General features: G+C 39.6%; 19 protein-coding genes and 1 tRNA gene. 6 read left to right on the forward strand and 14 right to left on the reverse strand.

Translation table 11 applies throughout. The features are described 5' to 3' along the window. Window positions 1-147: 147 nt before the first annotated feature. The 10 genes from trxA to ACJQWY_RS04655 all read right to left on the reverse strand — a co-directional run bounded on the left by trxA (window position 148) and on the right by ACJQWY_RS04655 (window position 8348). Window positions 148-459 carry a thioredoxin gene (gene trxA / locus ACJQWY_RS04610; protein ID WP_407076579.1) on the reverse strand — a complete coding sequence of 104 codons (312 nt, stop codon included), beginning with the start codon at window positions 457-459 and terminating at the stop codon, window positions 148-150. 39 nt (window positions 460-498) lie between these two features. Further along, window positions 499-2637 carry a cation:proton antiporter gene (locus ACJQWY_RS04615; protein ID WP_407076580.1) on the reverse strand — a complete coding sequence of 713 codons (2139 nt, stop codon included), beginning with the start codon at window positions 2635-2637 and terminating at the stop codon, window positions 499-501. A 118-nt stretch (window positions 2638-2755) separates the two neighbouring features. Then, window positions 2756-3061, reverse strand: coding sequence for a hypothetical protein (locus tag ACJQWY_RS04620; protein WP_407076581.1), 306 nt, complete (start codon window positions 3059-3061; stop codon window positions 2756-2758). A 96-nt stretch (window positions 3062-3157) separates the two neighbouring features. Further along, the gene (locus ACJQWY_RS04625; RefSeq protein ID WP_407076582.1) at window positions 3158-4345 is read right to left on the reverse strand and encodes a sensor histidine kinase; all 1188 of its coding nucleotides are present in this window, start codon (window positions 4343-4345) and stop codon (window positions 3158-3160) included. Further along, entirely contained in the window at window positions 4342-5043 is a 702-nt protein-coding gene (locus ACJQWY_RS04630) for a response regulator transcription factor (RefSeq protein WP_407076583.1), read from the reverse strand. The genes ACJQWY_RS04625 and ACJQWY_RS04630 overlap by 4 nt, the downstream gene beginning before the upstream one ends. A gap of 127 nt (window positions 5044-5170) precedes the next feature. Next, window positions 5171-5491, reverse strand: a complete 321-nt coding sequence (locus ACJQWY_RS04635) for a YdbC family protein (RefSeq protein ID WP_407076584.1) — start codon at window positions 5489-5491, stop codon at window positions 5171-5173. Between the two features lie 37 nt (window positions 5492-5528). Continuing rightward, the gene (locus ACJQWY_RS04640) at window positions 5529-6527 is read right to left on the reverse strand and encodes an asparaginase (RefSeq protein WP_407076585.1); all 999 of its coding nucleotides are present in this window, start codon (window positions 6525-6527) and stop codon (window positions 5529-5531) included. Further along, on the reverse strand, window positions 6520-7008 hold the full coding sequence (locus tag ACJQWY_RS04645) for a phosphatidylglycerophosphatase A family protein (protein ID WP_407076586.1): 489 nt from the start codon (window positions 7006-7008) through the stop codon (window positions 6520-6522). Before ACJQWY_RS04645 ends, ACJQWY_RS04640 begins: the two co-directional genes overlap by 8 nt. A 220-nt stretch (window positions 7009-7228) precedes the next feature. Continuing rightward, window positions 7229-7921 (reverse strand): MIP/aquaporin family protein, encoded by a 693-nt coding sequence (locus ACJQWY_RS04650; RefSeq protein ID WP_407076587.1) that lies wholly within the window; start codon window positions 7919-7921, stop codon window positions 7229-7231. Between the two features lie 85 nt (window positions 7922-8006). Next, entirely contained in the window at window positions 8007-8348 is a 342-nt protein-coding gene (locus tag ACJQWY_RS04655; RefSeq protein WP_407076588.1) for a hypothetical protein, read from the reverse strand. Window positions 8349-8460: 112 nt separating this feature from the next. Between ACJQWY_RS04655 and ACJQWY_RS04660 the strand changes: the two genes are divergently transcribed. From ACJQWY_RS04660 to ACJQWY_RS04675, 4 genes are all read left to right on the forward strand, one after another. After that, entirely contained in the window at window positions 8461-9132 is a 672-nt protein-coding gene (locus ACJQWY_RS04660) for an NAD(P)H-hydrate epimerase (protein ID WP_407076589.1), read from the forward strand. Between the two features lie 2 nt (window positions 9133-9134). Next, on the forward strand, window positions 9135-11003 hold the full coding sequence (locus ACJQWY_RS04665) for an FAD/NAD(P)-binding protein (protein WP_407076590.1): 1869 nt from the start codon (window positions 9135-9137) through the stop codon (window positions 11001-11003). A 29-nt stretch (window positions 11004-11032) separates the two neighbouring features. Next, window positions 11033-12274 (forward strand): aminopeptidase, encoded by a 1242-nt coding sequence (locus ACJQWY_RS04670; RefSeq protein ID WP_407076591.1) that lies wholly within the window; start codon window positions 11033-11035, stop codon window positions 12272-12274. Window positions 12275-12353: 79 nt separating this feature from the next. Continuing rightward, window positions 12354-12426: transfer RNA gene (locus ACJQWY_RS04675), tRNA-Lys, on the forward strand. A gap of 123 nt (window positions 12427-12549) precedes the next feature. Here ACJQWY_RS04675 and ACJQWY_RS04680 read toward each other — a convergent pair. Then, window positions 12550-13506, reverse strand: a complete 957-nt coding sequence (locus tag ACJQWY_RS04680; RefSeq protein WP_407076592.1) for a glycosyltransferase family 2 protein — start codon at window positions 13504-13506, stop codon at window positions 12550-12552. A 132-nt stretch (window positions 13507-13638) separates the two neighbouring features. Continuing rightward, a complete protein-coding gene (locus tag ACJQWY_RS04685; RefSeq protein WP_407076593.1) occupies window positions 13639-14064 on the reverse strand; it encodes a hypothetical protein in 426 nt (141 codons plus the stop codon). Window positions 14065-14245: 181 nt separating this feature from the next. On the opposite strand from ACJQWY_RS04685, the gene ACJQWY_RS04690 reads away from it, so the two are divergent. Continuing rightward, on the forward strand, window positions 14246-15175 hold the full coding sequence (locus ACJQWY_RS04690) for a glycosyltransferase family 2 protein (RefSeq protein ID WP_407076594.1): 930 nt from the start codon (window positions 14246-14248) through the stop codon (window positions 15173-15175). A gap of 251 nt (window positions 15176-15426) precedes the next feature. After that, window positions 15427-17214: a glycoside hydrolase family 73 protein gene (locus ACJQWY_RS04695; RefSeq protein WP_407076595.1), complete on the forward strand. Its 1788-nt coding sequence runs from the start codon at window positions 15427-15429 to the stop codon at window positions 17212-17214. A 164-nt stretch (window positions 17215-17378) separates the two neighbouring features. Here ACJQWY_RS04695 and ACJQWY_RS04700 read toward each other — a convergent pair whose 3' ends face one another. Further along, entirely contained in the window at window positions 17379-17933 is a 555-nt protein-coding gene (locus ACJQWY_RS04700; protein ID WP_407076596.1) for a hypothetical protein, read from the reverse strand. A 96-nt stretch (window positions 17934-18029) separates the two neighbouring features. Continuing rightward, window positions 18030-19862 carry an N-acetylmuramoyl-L-alanine amidase gene (locus tag ACJQWY_RS04705; protein WP_407076597.1) on the reverse strand — a complete coding sequence of 611 codons (1833 nt, stop codon included), beginning with the start codon at window positions 19860-19862 and terminating at the stop codon, window positions 18030-18032. Window positions 19863-19911: the final 49 nt, after the last annotated feature.

Here is a 19911-nt window from a genome sequence, read left to right on the forward strand (position 1 = left end):
ATTATCCGACAAGTAACATGTCGTAACCCTTACCACAAAATGCACTAATAATACATTTTTCAGGTTTCCATATAACGATTTTCTTGGTTTAAAATATCCAAAAGAAAAAAGCCCCAACTACTTCCATAGTTAGGACATTACATTATTTTATGCATACTTTTGTAACGTCTGTTTAACCAAGTTCAAAGGATGGTACCCAATCAAACGGTCAACCACTTTTCCATCTTTTTTAATCAAAAGGGTTGGAATTGCTTGAATCCCTAGTTCCTCAGATGTTTTTGGATTTGCATCAACATCCATCTTCATAAATTTAACATCATCAACTTGGTCTGCAGCAGCTTCAATCACGGGACTCTGCATCCGACATGGTCCACACCAAGCCGCCCACATATCAACCAAAACTAGACCCTGGCTGGTCTTCTCATCAAAATCAAGATCATTCACTTCTGTCACTGTCATAATTGATACCTCGCTTTTATTCTTAGTATATCAAACGCGTCAATCCCCAGCCGCAATCGCCGTCAACGGGACATGCTCGACAACATTTGTATCATTCAGTTGCTGGATTTGGAGCGATTGCGCTTGATTAATTTCATCATATAATTCTGCCGCTAAAGCCTGCGGAATTATATCATTTTGTACCAACTGGCGAACATACGTCATCTCGTACTGGAAGGCTTGAATAAATAAATCTGAATTGATTTGGACATCGCTTTTTAAATTGCGTTGCATTTTTTGGAAATAACGATCCAAATTTTTTCGCATCACATCAATATATTGATTATCGCCGTGCTTATCTTGAAGGCGCTGCTTTAGCATCTGGTCTAATTTTTGATCAGTAGCCTCAATTACTTCATTAGTCAAATCGGTCACTTCTTGTTTCATCCGCAACCGTAACTGGCGCATTTCTTCATGTGAACTAACCGCCTGCCACTGTTGGCGCAATTGCCGCATTTCCATCATTTTTTGCTGTTGCTGAGGGTCACGTTGTAATTGTACATCCCAGCGAATTTTGCGTCGAGCATGCTTGAGACGATATTTAATTTTCTTGAACCACCAAATTTGGTGGTGTTTTGGTAATTTCTCAACCTGAATCCGATCCACAAATTTTTCAAACAACATAATTGTTGAACGGCTATATTTCTTCCGCATATCTGGACTATGAATAAAATCACTAATAAAATCTTTAATTTCCAACATGCCGTTTTGATAATCTTGCGTTAATTGATTTCGATCAACCGTCCCCCAGCCTTTTTGGGATTGAAGTTGTTGCGATAAGGCTTCTCGCACTGCGTGGTCAGGAATCTGATCATGCATTTGTAATATCGCATAGTCAACCATTTTGCCACGGACGACTTCTAAATCGTCTCTGCTATAATTCTCAACCTTAACTGGTAATAAGAGTGGCAAAACAATTGCGCTGACCAACATACTGATTAAAATCACCATTGTAGCGACCAAAATCAACTGGTCACGGAAGGGGAAGACATGACCATTTATCATTTGAGGTAACGAAAAAGCCATCGCAAGCGTCATAGTCCCATGGATTCCACTGACCGCAAAAATTTTTGAATAAAAATGATGTTGTTGCATATCCTTAGCCCCTAGTAACTGGACCGCTGAACCTTCATGTTCCCAAAGCGCCCAAAAATAGCGGACTAATAACATACTAATATAAATAATAATCGCTAGACCAACTAATCCTAGTAATTCACCCGGTACCATCTTAACAATACTACGTGCTACGGTTGGTAAAGTAATTCCTAAAATTAAAAACACAACACTGTTTAATATATTAGAAATTGTGGCCCAAATCACTCGTTGTGAAATTTGTACCTGTGTCGCTGAGAGGCGCAAACGATTTGATTCCCAATTGTGAATAATTCCCGTGGCAACAACAGCTAAAATTCCCGACATTCCTAAGTGCTCTGCCACCAAATAAACCACAAATGGCGTCAATAAACTCACCGGAATAACAGAATATTCAGGATGATCAATCTCAATATTAAGACTAAGGCGGACCCGCAACAAAACAATCAGCCAACCAAGGAGTAATCCTACCGCAATGCCACCAACCGCTACAAATAAGAACCGGCCAATCCCATCAACTACGGATAAACTTTGATTACCTAACACTGATAGGGCTAAATCTAAAATCACCAAGCCCGTCGCATCATTAAATAATGACTCCAATTCCAAAGCCTGATTAACCCCTTCAGGCATTTGATTACTACTAGTCATCGATGAAACAGCTACTGAATCGGTCGGCGTAACGATTGCTGCCAAGGCCATTGCTAAAGGTAACGTCCAAGCCACTTCAATTAAATTCGTCACTGCTCCAACAATCGCCACCGTGACGACTGCCAGCACCACAGACAAAATTACAATTACGTTAAAGCGGCTCCGAATTGTCGCAAAGCTTTGCCGTTGCCCATCCTCAAACATCAATGGCGCAATCACAACCAACATAAAAAACTCAGGCTCTAATTCGAAATTTTGAAACACCTTGGTAAATGACAGCGCAATCCCTAAGCCAATTAAAATGAAGGGCTCTGGAATCTTAGGAAAATATTTTTTTAAAATATTGGTTCCTATCACGCCCATTATTAAAAACCCTATTACATATAATATTTGCATCTTAACCTTTCATATACCTCCTACCACCATTTAAGTATGATCCTTCAAGCAAAACGAAATTCTTAAAAATAAAAAAGAGCAAGTGGATCACTCTTTTTGTGTGTATTTATCAAATCGTCTACTTATCAGGAGGTGTCACATCTTTAATTCCAGGGTGCCCGTAATTATTTTTGGTGATATCAGGTCCAGCATGATAATAATAAGTACGCTGCTGATAATCTCCACCAGGTGTACCATCAAACTGATTCATTGCCCTTTTCCAACGCGCACGCCAATAAGCGCCAAGTGCCACCACAATTAAAATTCCTAAAAGCACTAAACTACCAATTAATTTAAATGTTATCCCTAAAGTTCTTGGTGATAACAAGCCAACTAATACAATAATACCAATAAACCAAGCAAATCGCTGTCCGAATCGATTCATAACGATTCCCCCTTTTCTTCATGCCCTAATTTATTTCATTTAATCTTTTTGGTGCCCCTATTATAGTCACACTTTAAATAAAAGTCCATAAAACTTTTATGCTTTTTTATGATGCAAAGGTAGCACCACATCAAACGTTGTTCCATGTGGAAGCGTATCAGCAACATCAATGCGTCCCCCATGGCCTTCAACAATCCATTTAACAATTGATAACCCTAAACCATGCCCACCACTAGCCCTTGATCGTGATTTATCAACACGGTAAAAGCGATCAAATAGATGTCGTTTATCATCATCTGAAATACCTTCACCGGTATCGATAATTTTCAAGTGCGCGGTATTTCGACTGGATGTTAGCTTCACGGTAATCGTCGTTTCAGCTCCAGCATACTTTTGAGCATTATCAACCAAATTTAAGATTAGTTGACGCAAGCGTTGCTCATCACCATCTAAAATCAACTGTTTGGGTAAGTCCAGGACTAACCTTTGCTGTTTTTCAGCCATTTTTAACTCAATAATTTCACTGACTTCACGAATAATTTGAACCAAATCAATCGCTTTAAACTCAAACATTACAACTTCCGCATCAGATTGAGCTAATTTCAACATATCCGCGATTAATTTATTTAAATGGCGAACTTCCGTTAAAGAATTTGCCACATTTTCCACCTGATCCAAAACGGAATCATTGGGATGTTCTAACATTGTTTCCAATTTATTTTGAATTACTGTCATCGGCGTTTTAAATTCATGAGCTGCATCGGCGACGAAGGTTCGCTGTTGCTTTAACGCCCGAGTAATTGGAATCATACTGGCCTGCGATAAAATCAAAGCCATAAAGAGCAAAATGGCCTCCGTCGTCATAAAGATAATGATCAATCGATTAGAGAAGCGTTCCACCACATCATGTTCGATACTGACATTTTGATATGAAACGAATTGATTGTGCCGGTAAAACATATACCAGCCTTGTTCATAATATTTAATATAAACTTGATTTTCATGCGGCAACCGAACCTTTTGGCGTTTTAAATATGAATAGTCAACAAGATTAGAATCCGTGACCATATTTTCTTGATTTTGACTAAAGGGCTGCTTCACACGAGCCACCGGATTACTATAGACTACATCCCGAAATTGTCGATCAATAAACGTACCAACACTAATAAAGACCAAGGTAAATCCCACAGCAGTTAAAATCGTCAATTTTGTGCGTGTAGACATCGCTTTTCGAATTTTATGGAAATAACGACCTAAATGCGTATGTTTGAACCAATCAATCATGCATCTTCCTCATCCATCACATTTAAAGTGTAGCCAACATTGCGCAGCGTCTTAATATTTAAATTAGCGCCCGCCTTACGCAAATTTTTCCGCAGATTAGACATATAAACTTCTACGACCGTTAGCGAAGTTTCGGAATCAAAGCCCCACAGGCGATCAAAAATCTGTTCTTTAGTAACAATTTGATCTTGATGTTGCACCAAATAAACTAATAATCCAAATTCACGGCCTTGAATATTGACCGGCTCATCGTTGACTGCAATCTGATGCTTTTCTACGTTAATTTCAACATTTCCGACGTGCAGTAACCCTTCATCCCCAATCAAACCAGCCTGACGCAATAAGGCCTTAGCCCGCGCTAGAAGTTCTTCCTTATAGAAAGGCTTGGTAATATATTCGTCAGCGCCTAAATCAAAACCATGCATCTTATCTTCTAACTCATCTTTGGCCGTCAGCATCAAAATGGGCAACTTAGGGAACTCCTCACGCGCTCGCTTTAAAATCGTATAACCATCCATTTCTGGTAACATCACATCTAGCAAGACCAAATCATAGATTCCCGATTGAACTTCAAAAAGCGCTTCACGTCCATCATAGACTTGCGTTGTTTCACCCAGCGATTGCACAGTGTTTTTGACCGTTTCGCTCAACGCTTCGTCATCTTCCACAATTAAAATTTTCACTGCTTTTGCAACCATTCAAATCACCTCTAAAATCATCTTCACTCAATTTAGTCTTTCAATTAATTGCTGACCACCGCCAGTTGTAATTAAATAACTGTTTTCAATACCTTAACAACCAAACCTTAAAATTGACTTACTTCATCTAATCACTTAAACGAGTCACACGTGGCCGATCTGGCTCTGCATCATCGGAGGCTTCATCCTCTTGGTTGCGCAAATTTTCTTCTTGTTCAAAAGCCAAAATCCCCGTCATAATCTTGTTTAATTTTTTCATTTCATCATGATTAAGACCAACGCCTTTTCCCATTTTAGTATGCGTCGGATCCCACGCCCGAATATCAAACTTGGGCTGATTTTCGCCCCACTGTACTAGATTCAATTCTAAATTCCAACCTGATTTACTGGTTGACAACACTCCATATTTTTCAATAATTTCAAATTTAATTTTTCCACGTTCTGCCATCTAAAGCTGCTCCTTTCAACTAAATGCTAACCCCGCATTAATCAAAACCCATATCGTGTGCCATTGGTGTCTGCAAAAGATGCGTAATTTCAGCCATATCTTGGGTATAAGCCAATAACCACATCAGCTTAGCTACAATCGCCTCTGTATTCATATCACCAGCAGTAATCCCACCAGCTTCAACCACCCGCTGACCTACTTCATACAAAGCGATGTCTTGACCCTCTTCTAAAATTTGCGTCGTAATCACTACAGGAATTCCTGCATCAGTTAACTTTTGAATTCCGGGCAAGAGATTTCGCCGTTCAAATGGTAAACCACCATTTCCAAAGCTTTCAATGATTACTGCGTGGGCATGTTCTAACAAATAATCAAAAATATCAACGGTCATCCCGGGAAATGCTTTTAGCATAAAGATATTAGGATCTAAGACCAACTTATTACGGGCTGGTAGATCCAAACTCTCTGGCTTAGGTTGATACATATGATTAATTTTGCCATGCATAATCCGTGCCACATATGGATAATTAATCGATTCAAACGCATCATAACTTTGCGTTTTTGTTTTTACCGCACGAGTCCCCACCATTGCTAAGCCATTAAAGACAATAAAAACACCGGTTAAATCCGTATCACTAATAAATAAAAGGGCATCTTGTAAATTCGATTCTGCATCCGTATACTGCATCCCCAAAGGAATTTGTGAACCCGTCATCACCACCGGCTTAGTAAAGCGATACAATAAATATGATAATGCAGCAGCTGTATAAGCCATGGTATCTGTTCCATGTGTAACAATGAAGCCGTCGTAATTTTTTTCTTCGGCTTTAATGTTTTCAGCAATCAGCAACCAATCTTCTGGCTGCATATTAGTTGAGTCCTTGGCCATCAAAGGCTTTACATCCAATTCAGTCTCTGGATTAGGTTTAAAATAAGTCACTAATTCTTCTGGACTCATCTTGGGAGCTAATCCTTTTTCCGTTACGGCTGAAGCAATGGTGCCCCCTGTGGTAATTACTAAATATTTTTTATTCATGTGCTATACGTGCCTCCGCTGCCGCCGCTACCGCTGCAACTAAATCATCAATAAACGTATTGACGCGTCCCCCATTTTTTTGAGCATTATTTAATTCACCAATAATACCAGGCTTTACACGATCTAAATAACCAAAATTTGTCCAAGAAATCGTGCCATAAACTCCTAAAATCGCCATGACCATATTTTCATCAGTTCCATATGTTAAACTATCTGCGCGTACTCGGCTTAACAATGGTTCAGGTAAGACCTTAGCTTCCGCCAAATCATCGAGTGCTAAACCAGTTAAAATCGCATCTTGGACTTCCGTTTTATGCAAAACATGTTTAACACTATCCAAAGCATCAGTTGGGGTCATCGTAGGAATAAATTCTTTTTGTCCGTCATACACCAATTCAGCAATGGTTGATAATGCTACCCCTTTAGCCTGAAATTGATTAACAACCACTTGATAATTATCTTGTTCCGTTGTCGGTTCCATGTTATGTCCCCACTTTCTTCTTGGTTTATCTTTTAAGATTTAGTTCAAAATTAATTTTAATTACACTTCATTTTACCATTATGTTTAAGTGTTCGGCAGCTTTTCATCGAACTATCAACAATTAAAAAATTTCCTTTTATCTATTAAAAACCCAAATCTCCAAATCAGCACAAAAAAAGCTACTTAGTTCAAAAAACTAAGCAGCCTTTCTTTTTTAAAATTAATCTTCAGTACGCATTAAATACTTTGCAACAAGCGCAGCCAAAGCACCACCAACCATTGGCCCGATGATGTAAGGAGCGATGTTAGTCAAAGCACCCGTGCTACCCATAAAGGCAAGCACAACGGCTGGAGCTAATGAACGAGCAGGATTCAAACCTGCTCCGGTCAATCCAATTCCCAAAACGATCAAAGCAGCCAAAGTAATTCCGATTGCAATTGGAGCGAATTGATTTCCCATTTCATTCTTTGGAGCAGTAATAGCTAAGATACTTAAAACAAAGATAAAGGTCAAAATAAATTCAACCCAAGTGGCACCCCAGATTGTAATTGGTGATTGGAAGTTAGTGGCTCCCAAAGCGGTTACAACCATTTGTTCCTTGCTAGCCTTCAAAGTTGACATCATTGATACCAAAATTCCAGTTCCAACAAAGGCACCCAAAATTTGCGCTACCACATACCACAAGAATTCCATCCAAGTGATACGCTTATTCATCGCCATTCCTAATGAAATCGCTGGATTAAAGTGCGCACCTGAGATGCTACCAAAAGCATAACCACCAACAATAATTGCAAATCCAAAGGCTAAAGCAATTGGCATTGAACCAAATGATGTTCCACCAAAGACGACACTACCAGTTCCAAATGCAACTAGCATCATTGTCCCGAAGAACTCTGCATAATACTTACGCATAAATAATTTCCCCTTTTTATATGATTTAAAGAATTATAATACAAAATCAAATTAAAATCACGCTTGATTAAAATTTAAATAAAGTCTAACGTCCCACTAATTGACTAACCGCGGTATCCAAATTAAACCAAAACATATCGGTATTGGTCTTAAATTGGTCAATCCAGGCTGGTTGACCCGCTTCTGGTTCAATGTCGCCAACATGTTCATCCCCAAAGCCAATTACTTCAAGACTCTTAAAGTCTACATCCCAATGCACTGTATAATAATGCCCAGACATTTGTTCATCTAACAAGGCTTGAAGACCATCTTTAATCGCTTCTTTAATGACATCATCGACTGCCACTGGGAAGCCAACTTGTTTCATCATCGCCACACGGACCTCAACAGCCTCCATCGTTTCTGGTATTTTATCCATATCATTCATTGTTGCATCAACTCCTTCCTGCATCAAATCTCTGGTAATTAACGTTCAAAATTAATTTTATCAAATTTGAGTTATAATGAAAGCATATTATTTACTTTATGAGGAGGCCCTTATGCCTAATGCTATCACTGCACATGAAATGCAGCAATACGATCAATATACAATCAATGAAATTGGCGTTTCCCCTTTAGTCTTAATGGAAAAAACCGCCCTATCCACCATCGAAGTGCTCGCGGCGAGTCAATTTGATTTATCACACGTTTTAGTTATTTCTGGGCTTGGTAATAACGGGGGCGATGGAATTGCCACTGCTCGGATCCTCCAGCAAAAAGGGGTCAACGTTGAATTACTCTTTGTGGGGGATGAAGCACGAGCTGCTAACAACACAAGTCAACAATTAGAAATCGCCAAGAATTACGGCCTTGAGCCCATTCAACGGGTTAAAGATTTCCGCCAATACACCGTCATTGTCGACGCTCTCTTTGGAATTGGCCTCGTCAAACCCGTTCCGGTTAAACTTGGTGAAATGATTAAACGCATTAACGCCGCAAATATTCCTGTCATTGCCCTAGACGTCCCATCAGGTTTAAACGCCACCACTGGTGAAATTTTGGGCGCGGCAATTCGGGCGACTGCGACTGTGACTTTTGCTTATCCAAAAACTGGATTATTGAGGGGCGAAGGTCCCAAGCGTGCCGGCACTGTCTATGTAAAAGATATTGGAATTTATGCTCCTGAAGAAATCACCAGTTTCAAAGATTCTAATGAAAGCAAAGGTAATTAACTATGCAAATTGCATTAATCGGGGCAGGTCCACGAAACTTGGCCCTATTAGCGCGTTTAACCGCCTATGCTAAACAAAGCCATCAAAAAACCGATGTCCACCTCTTTGACCCCGCTGGGATTGGCGGAAAAGTCTGGCGCCCGAATCAAGACCCCACTTTTATTATGAATACTGTCACCTCACAACTGACTTTATTTACTGATACAACGATTGAACATTTTGCGCCAGCGCTACAGGGACCTTCCTTCTATCAATGGGCTTGTGATTACGGGACTCAATATGTCAAAAATAACCATTTTGAAAATGAAGCCGTTTTTCTAAATGAATTAGCGACCATTAATCCTAACCGCTTTAGTTCGCGGGCTTTATTTGGAGTGTATATGCAATGGTTCTTTGATGAAATCATCAATAATTTGACTGCAGAAGTCCAAGTTCATTTTTATCCTCAATTGGTCACCCAGCTAAAACGGCACGCCGCTAAATTTAAAATTCAAGCTCAGCCCGACTTTAATCTAATTGTCGATCAAGTCATTTTGGCGCCTGGGCACGCGGACCAAACCAATTCCCCTGAGGAAGAGCGTTTAACCGATTTTGCCCAGGCAGAGCAACTATTGTATTTACCAGCCAATCACCCGGCAGATGCCCCGTTAGAAGAAATTCAAGCTCAACAAAATGTCATTTTGAGAGGCTTAGGACTGAGTTTCTTTGACTACATGGCCAAATTAACAATTGGCCGAGGTGGACATTTCAAACGCGAACCTTCTGGCAAATTAATTTATCAGCCTGCTGGGACAGAACCGCATCTGATTGCAGGATCCCGTCACGGGGTGCCTTTACACGCACGCGGGGTTAATCAAAAGATTGGTGGACAAAGCTACCAACCACGTTTCTTCACGCCTGCCGCTCTTGATCATTTTGCTGAAGATCATAATGGTCATGTTTCATTTGATTTTTTTATTCATCTTTTGAAAAAAGAAATGAGCTACAAGCATTACTTCAATGTGGTTAGCGATTCCGCGATCAATTGGCCGTTTGCTGTGACTGATTTCTTACAAGCCCTAAACAGTGCGGATAATCTCGATGCCACCGCTAAAGCTTGGGGCTTACCCGAGCAACAAATTATTAATTGGGCAACAATTATCGCCCCATTTGATAACACAAAGAATGTCAATGAATATCAGCAAACTTTCTTAGCATATCTAATCAGCGATATCCAAGATGCACGTTTAGGAAATCGGGACGCTCCATTTGCTGGTGCCTTCGACCTTTTGCGCGATGTGCGTAGTACGATTCGTTATTATGTCACCAATAATTATCTCAATGATGCTGAATATGCCAAATTCTTGCAAAAATTCAATCCCTTTAATAACATTGTTTCAGTCGGACCGCCTGTTTTCCGCGTGGAACAAATGGCTGCACTCATGGAAGCTGGGATTTTAACCATTGTTGGACCGGGGATGCAAATACAATGCCAACCCGCTAACCAACAACATCCTGCCCAATTCTTAGTCACGGATAATCTACATCAACAATTCAAAGCACAACAATTGGTTGAAGCACGTTTGCACGGCGTCAATGTCAAAACCAGTGCCGATGCTTTAATTCAAAACTTAGTGACCCAAAAAATGTTAAACACTCGCGACTATCAACAAAATAATGGACAAGTCTTAAAAGTTGGCGGCGCCATGATTGATCGGAAAACCATGCGGGTGCTCGATGAAAATAATCAACCCATTACTGGATTGCGCTTATGGGGAGCTTTGACTGAGGGTTGGTCGTGGTTTACTACTTTTTCACCGCGTCCTAATTCACACGATAAAATTTTGCAAGATGCTGAAAATATTGCTAATGGCATCTTTACTAACCTTTAACTTTAAAAATTTAACCTAAGGAGAATCAGATGCCAATTCAAAATTTCGATCAATATTTAGAAAAGTACGCAGAACTCATTATCACAACTGGGATTAATGTCCAACCTGCCCAAAGCGTCATCATTTATGCCGAAGTAACCCAACAACCCTTAGTCCACGCTTTAATCGACTGTGCTTATCAATATGGGGCTAAGGATGTTCAGGTGGAATGGAAGGATGACTACATTACGCACGCATTAATTCAAAATGCATCAGATGAAACATTAAATCAAGTACCTACTTCAACCACAATCAAAGCTCAAGAAATTGCCTCAAACCGTATTTCACGCATTAGTATTATGTCAGAAGATCCGGATAGTCTCGGAGATTTGGATCAACAAAAGGTGGCAATCTTCTCGAAGAGCCAAGCATATGGCAAAAAGCCCGTCATGGATGCCACAATGAACAATGACCTCGCTTGGGTCGTCGTCGCAGCGGCTAGCCCCGCCTGGGCAAAAAAAGTTTTTCCAAAATTAAATCCAGCAGCAGCCTACGAACAACTTTGGCTAAATATCTTTAAATTTAACCGGATTGAGCTCAATCAAGATCCAACTGTGGCTTGGAAAAAACACATTACCCAGCTGAATCGACATGCCACTTGGCTCAATCAAGAAAATTTCAAGGCACTGCATTACCTTTCGCCCCGCACTGACATCACCGTTGGATTGGCGGAAAATCACCATTGGGAGGGCGCTGATTCAACTGATAAAGCGGGAAATTACTTTACTGCCAATCTCCCCACGGAAGAAGTCTTTACTTCCCCCGATTATCGCCATATCGATGGGTACGTCACAGCAACGAAACCTTTATCGTATGGAGGCGTTTTAATTAACGATATTCGATTAACCTTTGAAAATGGGATTGTCACTAAAGCGACCGCTAGTACTGGACAAGCGGTTTTGGATCAACTTCTGGCTAGTGACTCAGGTGCTAAATCCTTAGGTGAAGTGGCCCTCGTGCCAAATCCTTCCCCTATTTCTCAAGCTGGTTTAATTTTCTACAATACCTTAATTGATGAAAATGCTTCAAATCATATGGCTTTGGGCGCTGCTTACCCTTTTAACATCAATAATGGAACCCAGATGGATAAGGCAACCCGCCAAGCGCATGGACAAAATCAATCTATTATCCATGTTGACTTTATGATGGGATCTGCTGATTTAAATATTGATGGCATTAAAGCAGATGGTTCAATAGTTCCAGTTTTCCGTCAAGGTGATTGGGCTAAATAATATTTTTATTTTTTACTTGCATTCCACAATAATATTTGTTAAGATTATATCTGTTGTTGAGTTACAACAGATATTTGATGGACAGTTAGCTCAGTTGGTAGAGCAACGGACTCTTAATCTGTGGGTCCAGGGTTCGAGCCCCTGACTGTCCACTACTTAAAGCATCCAAGTTAAAGCTTGGGTGTTTTTTTATTTTTATCAAATCGCGCTTACCGATACCATAAAATTTGGAAAATATAAAAGTCTTCCCCGTATACGGAGAAGACTTTCGTTCTTTACTTAAGTTTTGTTTCAATGACATACCGGGGGCGGTGCTTAACTTCCATGAAGATTTTACCGATATACTCACCAATTATACCAATTCCCATTAATTGAATTCCACCAATTAACCAAACCGAAATCATGAGCATAGGCCATCCATCAGTCGTATTTTTCAAAAAATATTGCCATAATACATAAATCATAAAGATGACACTAACTGTAAACATGGCAATTCCTAAATTACGAACCATCGTGATGGGCTTAACTGAGAACGATGTAATCCCATTTGTCGCAAACTTCAACATTTTGCGCAAAGGATATTTGGTCTCGCCAGCTTCCCGTTCAGCTCGTGCGTAGTAAACTTCGGCTGAATTAAAGCCAATTGAAGGGAAAATACCACGTAAGAACATATCCCGCTCATCATATTGCTTAAAGACGTTCAAAACTTTTTGATCCATCAACCTAAAATCAGCGTGATTGGGGATAGTCTGCACGCCTAACAAATTCATCACTTTATAGAACGACTGCGCTGAAACCCGCTTAAACCACGAATCACTAGTCCGATCATTACGCACGCCGTAAACTAAATCTTTACCACCATTGGCTAACTTAACCATCTCTACAATTGAATTAGGATCATCTTGCAAATCGGCATCAATGGTCACAACATAATCAACATCCGTATCAGTTAATTCTGTCATTCCGGCGATTAAAGCATTTTGATGCCCAAAATTACGGCTAAAGTGAATCCCCTTCACCCGTGAATCTTGAGCATAGAGGCTTTGCATTAAAGCCCATGTCTTGTCTTTACTACCATCATCAACATAGACAATAAAACTATCTGCTGAAATCAATGTTTCTTGCACCATTTTGTCTAAGAGTGCCAAAAGAATGTGCGTCGTTTTTTCAATAACTGGTTCTTCATTATATGCTGGCAAAACAATTGCCAACTTTTTTTCTTTAACTGACACAGTTACTTCCTCCCACCTGCTTAATTAATTATTCTTATTTTACTTTAAATTGAGTAGTTATGCCACGCCATTTCACAAACCCGTTCATCTTTTTTTACTTTTATCGTATTTTATTGATGAACGCTCAAAATTTTAATCAAAATAATGCGGGTAAATTGCTTGGACCGCTTGTTTTAAATCTAAACTCTCCGAATTAGCCTTATCGATTACTTTCGCAATATCTAAATCGGAAAAATCCCCATCATTAATGCCTTGTTGGCGCAATTGTTGCCGAGCTTCTTGAATATCATCTTTCGTAATTTTAGCACCACTCTTTGCGGTCATTAATTCAGATTGATCATCAGCCGCCTGTCCTGCCTCCCCACCAGCTGAAAAACTCGAATCAACGGAATAACTCTTAGCCTTTTTGTCACTACTAGATACCTGCTTTTCTGCCTGCGATGACGTTGCTGTATCATGCGTTTTCTGTTGTTGCTGTCCAAAATAGTATGCGCCGCTGGCTACTAATATAATTCCTATAAGACCCACAACCGTCCAAATGGTTTTTTTCATCATCATTAACTCCATCTCACAATTAATTAATTTAAGTATGGTGGATTCAGAAAATAAATGCAAGGTTTACGTCCAAACCTAGCCTATTAGATGTTATTTTATCTTTAAATTCTAGGATTTTAACCTGTCTAGACTAAGTTAATGTGCTAAAATTTAAATAATATTAGCCTAAAGAGGTGGCTTTCCGATGTCAAAATTATCAATTATTATCCCCGTTCTTAATGAACAAACGACAATCCCGATTTTTTTTGAGGCGGTCGAAAAGGTCCATGCCACGCTGAAAGAATTAACCTTTGAATACTGGTTCATTGATGACGGCTCAACTGACCAAACAATCGCCACAATTGAATCAATTCAACGTAACCATACCAATGTACATTATATCGAATTTTCCAGAAATTTCGGAAAAGAAGCCGCCCTCTATGCTGGACTAGAATATGCGACGGGGGATTTAGTCGCGGTTATGGACGTCGACTTACAAGATCCACCCGAATTATTGCCAGAAATGATTGCCGGCGTTGAGTCTGGAGGGTGGGACGCTGTCAGTGCCCGGCGCGTCAACCGCGATGGTGAGCCACGGATTCGTAGCTTCTTTTCGGCTTTATTTTACAAACTAATCAATAAAATATCTGACACCCATATTGTTGAGGGCGCCCGCGATTATCGAGTGATGACTCGTCAAATGGTTGATGCCATCTTAGCAATGCCAGAATATAATCGTTTTTCAAAAGGTATTTTTACCTGGGTTGGTTTTAAACAAAAATACCTTGAATATCACAATGTTGACCGAATCGCCGGTCGCTCATCATGGTCTTTTCGCAAGCTAATCCGCTACTCAATCGAAGGAATTATCAGTTTTTCACCAGTACCACTATTAATTGCCTTTGTCTTAGGCCTAGTTTCTTTCTCATTAGCTTTGGTATTTATTATAATTTTAATCTTCCGTCACTTTATCTCACCGGATGCCGCTATCAATGGTTGGACTTCCATGGTCATCATCATCTTAATGATGTCTGGAATTCAACTTCTAAGCCTCGGGATTATCGGTCGCTATATTTCAAATATTTATCTGGAAGTGAAAAATCGGCCTATTTACCTCGCGCGCAAGATTAAATAATACATCCCCGCTCACCAAATGAGTGGGATTTTTATTTTTATGCATACCGTTCACAATTTTTTCAAAATTTTCTAATACTTAGTTTTTCGCCATTTTCAACAAAAAAATAGCTTTGATTCGCTAATTAAAGTTATTTATCCTTTAATTTCATCCTTTCACAATGCTATAATTACTAACGCTGACTGGCACTTGCACGGTTGCCAATATGCAAACATATTTAATGTATATAAAATTACTTAAGGAGTATCTTAATGGCCAATAAACTTTCTCGGTTTTATCAATCTACATCTATTATTATTTCAGCCAGTGCACTTGGTATGGTAGCGAACCTTGACCAAGCTAGTGCTAACAGTACTGTCAATAATTTTACCAACCGTGTCGCCCCCGGCGTAAAACACGCTTCTCGCTACTATAACGTTTGGGGGTCCGTGATGATGGCTCAAGCGGCTTTAGAATCTGGCTGGGGGCAATCCCAATTATCTATTCAAGCCAACAATTACTTTGGTATCAAAGGTTCATACAACGGTCAATCAATCACGATGCGGACGGCCGAATACGATGAAAATGGTAATTTATACTATACCGATGCTAAGTTTAAAAAATATCCTTCTCCAACAGAATCCATGAATGATAATGGTTATTTATTGCGTAACGGGACATCGTGGAACCACAAATATTATTCAGGTGCATGGAAGGAAAATGCCGATACTTACGTCAAAGCTGCGCATGCTTTAACCGGGAAATATGCCACTGATCCAAATTACGCTACTAAATTAATTAATGTTATTCAGTCCAACCATTTCGATAAATTAATTGACGGACCCGTGTACAAAGCTAAATATCATGTTGGACAACGCGTTCAGTTGCTCAACACAGCTAGTTACGAAACCAACGGGAATCCCATCTCAGATAAACGCGGTAAAATCGGTATTATCAAAAAGGTCACCCGCAAAAACTATAGTAATTCGCACTTTGAATACTACGTGGCCTGGGAAGATGGAACGCAAGCCAGCTATTACCTGGCGGAACAAGATTTAACGAATAAAATTGTTAATTATAAGGCTAAATATCATGTTGGCCAACAAGTCCAAGTTTTGAACACGGCGAGCTATGAAACCAATGGAAATCGCATCGTGGATAAGCGTGGTAAAATCGGAACTGTTAAAAAAGTCACGCGTAAAGATTATAGTAACTCACACTTCGAGTATTATGTGGCCTGGAATGACGGAACTCAGGCCAGTTATTATATGGCCGAGCAAGACTTGACGAATAAAATCATTAATTATAAGGCCAAATATCATGCCGGACAACGGGTTCAAGTTTTGAACACGGCGAGTTATGAAACCAATGGAAATTGGATTGGTGATAAGCGGGGCAAGGTCGGAACCATTGCCAAAGTGACCCGCAAAGACTATAGTAATTCCCATTTTGAATACTATATCGTCTGGAACGATGGCTCAACAGATAGTTATTATATGGCGGAACAAGATTTAACCGAGCATATTACGACCTACCAAGCTAAATTCAAAGTAGGGCAACGGGTTCAAGTTTTAAATACCGCAATTTATGAAACCAATGGAAACCGCATCGTAGATAAGCGCGGTAAAATCGGAACTGTTAAAAAAGTGACACGTAAAGATTATAGTAATTCCCATTTCGAATACTATGTCGCTTGGAATGATGGAACCCAAGCTAGCTATTACCTGGCTGAACAAGACTTAAAGCTTGCAACGGGTCGTTTCAATGCTCCAATGCCAAATCGCTCTGAAAACAATAGTTCAGATGTATCAACAACTAGTGCTAGTTCAACAACTGCTAATTCTAGTTTTAACGATGCATCTATCTCAACCTCAAATGCGCCCACATATAAAATAAATCAACAGGTTAATGTCTCACTCATGCAAGATGGTATTGTCAATAAGCACGCTGGACGAGTAATTAAGATTAATAATAATCAATCTAAAACTAGTTATGATATTCAATTATCAAATGGTTCTGTCATTAAACAACTACCAACGTATACCTTAACTGCTAAATAAATCTTAACTACCTTAGTTCTACGAGTTAAATTAACTCGTAGAACTTTTTTATTACATATTTCAATGTTTTTAAACATCAAAAAAAGACAAGAATTAGGTTTTCACCTTATTTCTTGTCTTATCTTTAACCTAACTTACCCCACAAAATAATCAGCCACTTATTGTTACCGTGCTAATAAATCATTGGCAAATACATTATTTAAAATTGAACCATCGACAAATTGTACCTGATAAGCTTCACCTTGCGCACCTGGCTTTACGCCAATAATCATTCCAATCCGTGTTTCCTTTCGCCCGTCCCGATTAACTTTAACAAAGACTTGTTGTCCGTTCTTATATGTTACTGCATTTTGACTTGAGATGGTATTAGTAGCATCAGACGCGCTCGTCGCCTGCGCTGAATTTGATCCAGCTGAAGATGCATCTTTTGGTTGCTCATTTTCCAAGCTGAGACGTCGCTGTGCAGATGCCTTCAAATCTTGTTCGGCCATATAGTAGTTAGCTTGGCTACCATCATCCCAGGCCACATAGTATTCATAGTGAGAATAACTATAATCCTTGCGCGTCACCTTTTTGACAACTCCGGTCTTACCACGCTTGTCCACGATGCGGTGTCCATTGGTTTCATAAATAGCGGTGTTCAAAACTTGAACCCGATGCCCTACTTTGAATTTAGCTTGGTAGGCCTTAATATGATCAGTTAAATCTTGTTCCGCCATATAGTAGTTAGCTTGGCTACCATCGTCCCAGGCGACATAATACTCGAAGTGTGAGTTACTATAATCTTTACGCGTGACTTTATTAACGGTTCCGGTCTAACCACGCTTGTCCACGATGCGGTTTCCAGTGGTTTCATAAATTGCGGTGTTCAAAACTAGAACCCGTTGCCCTACTTTGAATTTAGCGTGGTAGGCCTTAATATGATCAGTTAAATCTAGTTCCGCCATATAGTAGTTAGCTTGGCTACCATCGTCCCAGGCGACATAATACTCGAAGTGTGAGTTACTATAATCTTTACGCGTGACTTTTTTAACGGTTCCGGTCTTACCACGCTTGTCCACGATGCGGTTTCCATTGGTTTCATAAATTGCGGTGTTCAAAACTTGAACCCGTTGCCCGACGTGATATTTGGCCTTATAATTAACAATTTTATTCGTCAAGTCTTGCTCAGCTATATAATAACTAGCCTGAGTCCCATCATTCCAGGCGATATAGTATTCAAAATGCGAATTGCTATAATCTCTGCGCGTGACTTTCTTTACGGTTCCAACCTTATTCCGTTTATCAACAATTGAATTTCCATTAGTTTCATAAATCGCACNTATATAATAACTAGCCTGAGTCCCATCATTCCAGGCGATATAGTATTCAAAATGCGAATTGCTATAATCTCTGCGCGTGACTTTCTTTACGGTTCCAACCTTATTCCGTTTATCAACAATTGAATTTCCATTAGTTTCATAAATCGCACTGTTTAAGACTTGAACTTGTTGGCCAACATGATATTTAGCCTTATAATAAACAATTTTATTCGTCAAGTCTTGCTCAGCAACATAATAATTAGCTTGAGTGCCATCATCCCAGGCTACGTAATATTCAAAATGCGAATGACTGTAATTTTTTCCGGTCACTTTTTTAATCGTTCCAACTTTACCGCGTCGATCAACAATCGAATGCCCATTGGTTTCATAAATCGCACTGTCTAACAATTGGACCTTTTGCCCAACATGATACTTCGCGTGATAAATAATTTTATCTGTTATATCCTGTTCAGCAATATGTTGATTAGTTACTCCATGACCAAAATCAATGACATATTCAAAATGCGAATTACTGTAATCCTTGCGCGTCACCTTTTTAACCGTTCCAATTCGTCCACGCCGGTTTACAATTGAATTCCCATTTGTCTCATAAATCGCCGTATTCAAAACTTGAACCCGTTGGCCCACGTGGTACTTAGCAGTATATTGACTATCATAAACTTTTTCTAACAATTGTTCATAATCATTCATCGTATACGTTGAGCCAAAAAATTGGCTGGCGCTATTTGCCCAATATCCATCTGGATCAGTATGATCAGTGCCACCTAAATTTCGCGAAACCATCGCATGGCTCCACACTGTTTTACCTAACGCTGGCTTTAGTCCAAATTGATGTAAATAATCCGCCTGTAAATTAGCCAAATTCCAAATTTCGCGCGCAAAGGCATCCTTACTATTAACTTCCGTTTGTTCCGTTTGAATAAAACGTCGGTTTCCTTCTGCCCCAGACCCCCACGATTTATAACTAGGGTCTGCAATCGCCACTACGTTATTCGCATCCACAAATGAATGTACAAAGGCGCTATCGGCATGGTTTAACATATAATTAATTTCATTCCAAATGGCATTATCACTATATTTATCACTGGGATTGGCCGTTTCGTGCACGACAACCCCCTCTGGCTTACCATGCCGATATTGCATATCAGCGCCCAACCAATTCGGGTGATTCAACCAACTATTCACCTTATTTTGCGTTGGTAATTTTTTATACTTTTGCGCAAAAATATAATCATTAACTCGATTTGCACTAATTACTTGTTGATTAGTGATTAAGCCTAACCCCAAAGTCAGCCCCGCAGCTCCAATTAATTCTCCCTTATTCATCCCTTAACTCCTAATATCTATGTATCCATACATTAACCTTAACAATTCA

The sequence above is a fragment of the Weissella kandleri genome (assembly GCF_045504165.1).
GTDB lineage: Bacteria > Bacillota > Bacilli > Lactobacillales > Lactobacillaceae > Weissella > Weissella kandleri_A.

Excerpts from the sequence above, each read along its gene's own strand:
- ACJQWY_RS04700 (WP_407076596.1), bottom strand. The coding sequence starts at position 17,933 with ATGGCGGAACAAGATTTAACTGATCATATTAAGGCCTACCAAGCTAAA.
- ACJQWY_RS04655 (WP_407076588.1), bottom strand. The coding sequence starts at position 8,348 with ATGAATGATATGGATAAAATACCAGAAACGATGGAGGCTGTTGAGGTC.
- ACJQWY_RS04645 (WP_407076586.1), bottom strand. The coding sequence starts at position 7,008 with ATGGAACCGACAACGGAACAAGATAATTATCAAGTGGTTGTTAATCAA.
- ACJQWY_RS04630 (WP_407076583.1), bottom strand. The coding sequence starts at position 5,043 with ATGGTTGCAAAAGCAGTGAAAATTTTAATTGTGGAAGATGACGAAGCG.
- ACJQWY_RS04695 (WP_407076595.1), top strand. The coding sequence starts at position 15,427 with ATGGCCAATAAACTTTCTCGGTTTTATCAATCTACATCTATTATTATT.
- ACJQWY_RS04660 (WP_407076589.1), top strand. The coding sequence starts at position 8,461 with ATGCCTAATGCTATCACTGCACATGAAATGCAGCAATACGATCAATAT.
- ACJQWY_RS04690 (WP_407076594.1), top strand. The coding sequence starts at position 14,246 with ATGTCAAAATTATCAATTATTATCCCCGTTCTTAATGAACAAACGACA.
- ACJQWY_RS04685 (WP_407076593.1), bottom strand. The coding sequence starts at position 14,064 with ATGATGATGAAAAAAACCATTTGGACGGTTGTGGGTCTTATAGGAATT.
- trxA (WP_407076579.1), bottom strand. The coding sequence starts at position 459 with ATGACAGTGACAGAAGTGAATGATCTTGATTTTGATGAGAAGACCAGC.
- ACJQWY_RS04635 (WP_407076584.1), bottom strand. The coding sequence starts at position 5,491 with ATGGCAGAACGTGGAAAAATTAAATTTGAAATTATTGAAAAATATGGA.
- ACJQWY_RS04670 (WP_407076591.1), top strand. The coding sequence starts at position 11,033 with ATGCCAATTCAAAATTTCGATCAATATTTAGAAAAGTACGCAGAACTC.
- ACJQWY_RS04650 (WP_407076587.1), bottom strand. The coding sequence starts at position 7,921 with ATGCGTAAGTATTATGCAGAGTTCTTCGGGACAATGATGCTAGTTGCA.
- ACJQWY_RS04665 (WP_407076590.1), top strand. The coding sequence starts at position 9,135 with ATGCAAATTGCATTAATCGGGGCAGGTCCACGAAACTTGGCCCTATTA.
- ACJQWY_RS04625 (WP_407076582.1), bottom strand. The coding sequence starts at position 4,345 with ATGATTGATTGGTTCAAACATACGCATTTAGGTCGTTATTTCCATAAA.
- ACJQWY_RS04615 (WP_407076580.1), bottom strand. The coding sequence starts at position 2,637 with ATGCAAATATTATATGTAATAGGGTTTTTAATAATGGGCGTGATAGGA.
- ACJQWY_RS04620 (WP_407076581.1), bottom strand. The coding sequence starts at position 3,061 with ATGAATCGATTCGGACAGCGATTTGCTTGGTTTATTGGTATTATTGTA.
- ACJQWY_RS04640 (WP_407076585.1), bottom strand. The coding sequence starts at position 6,527 with ATGAATAAAAAATATTTAGTAATTACCACAGGGGGCACCATTGCTTCA.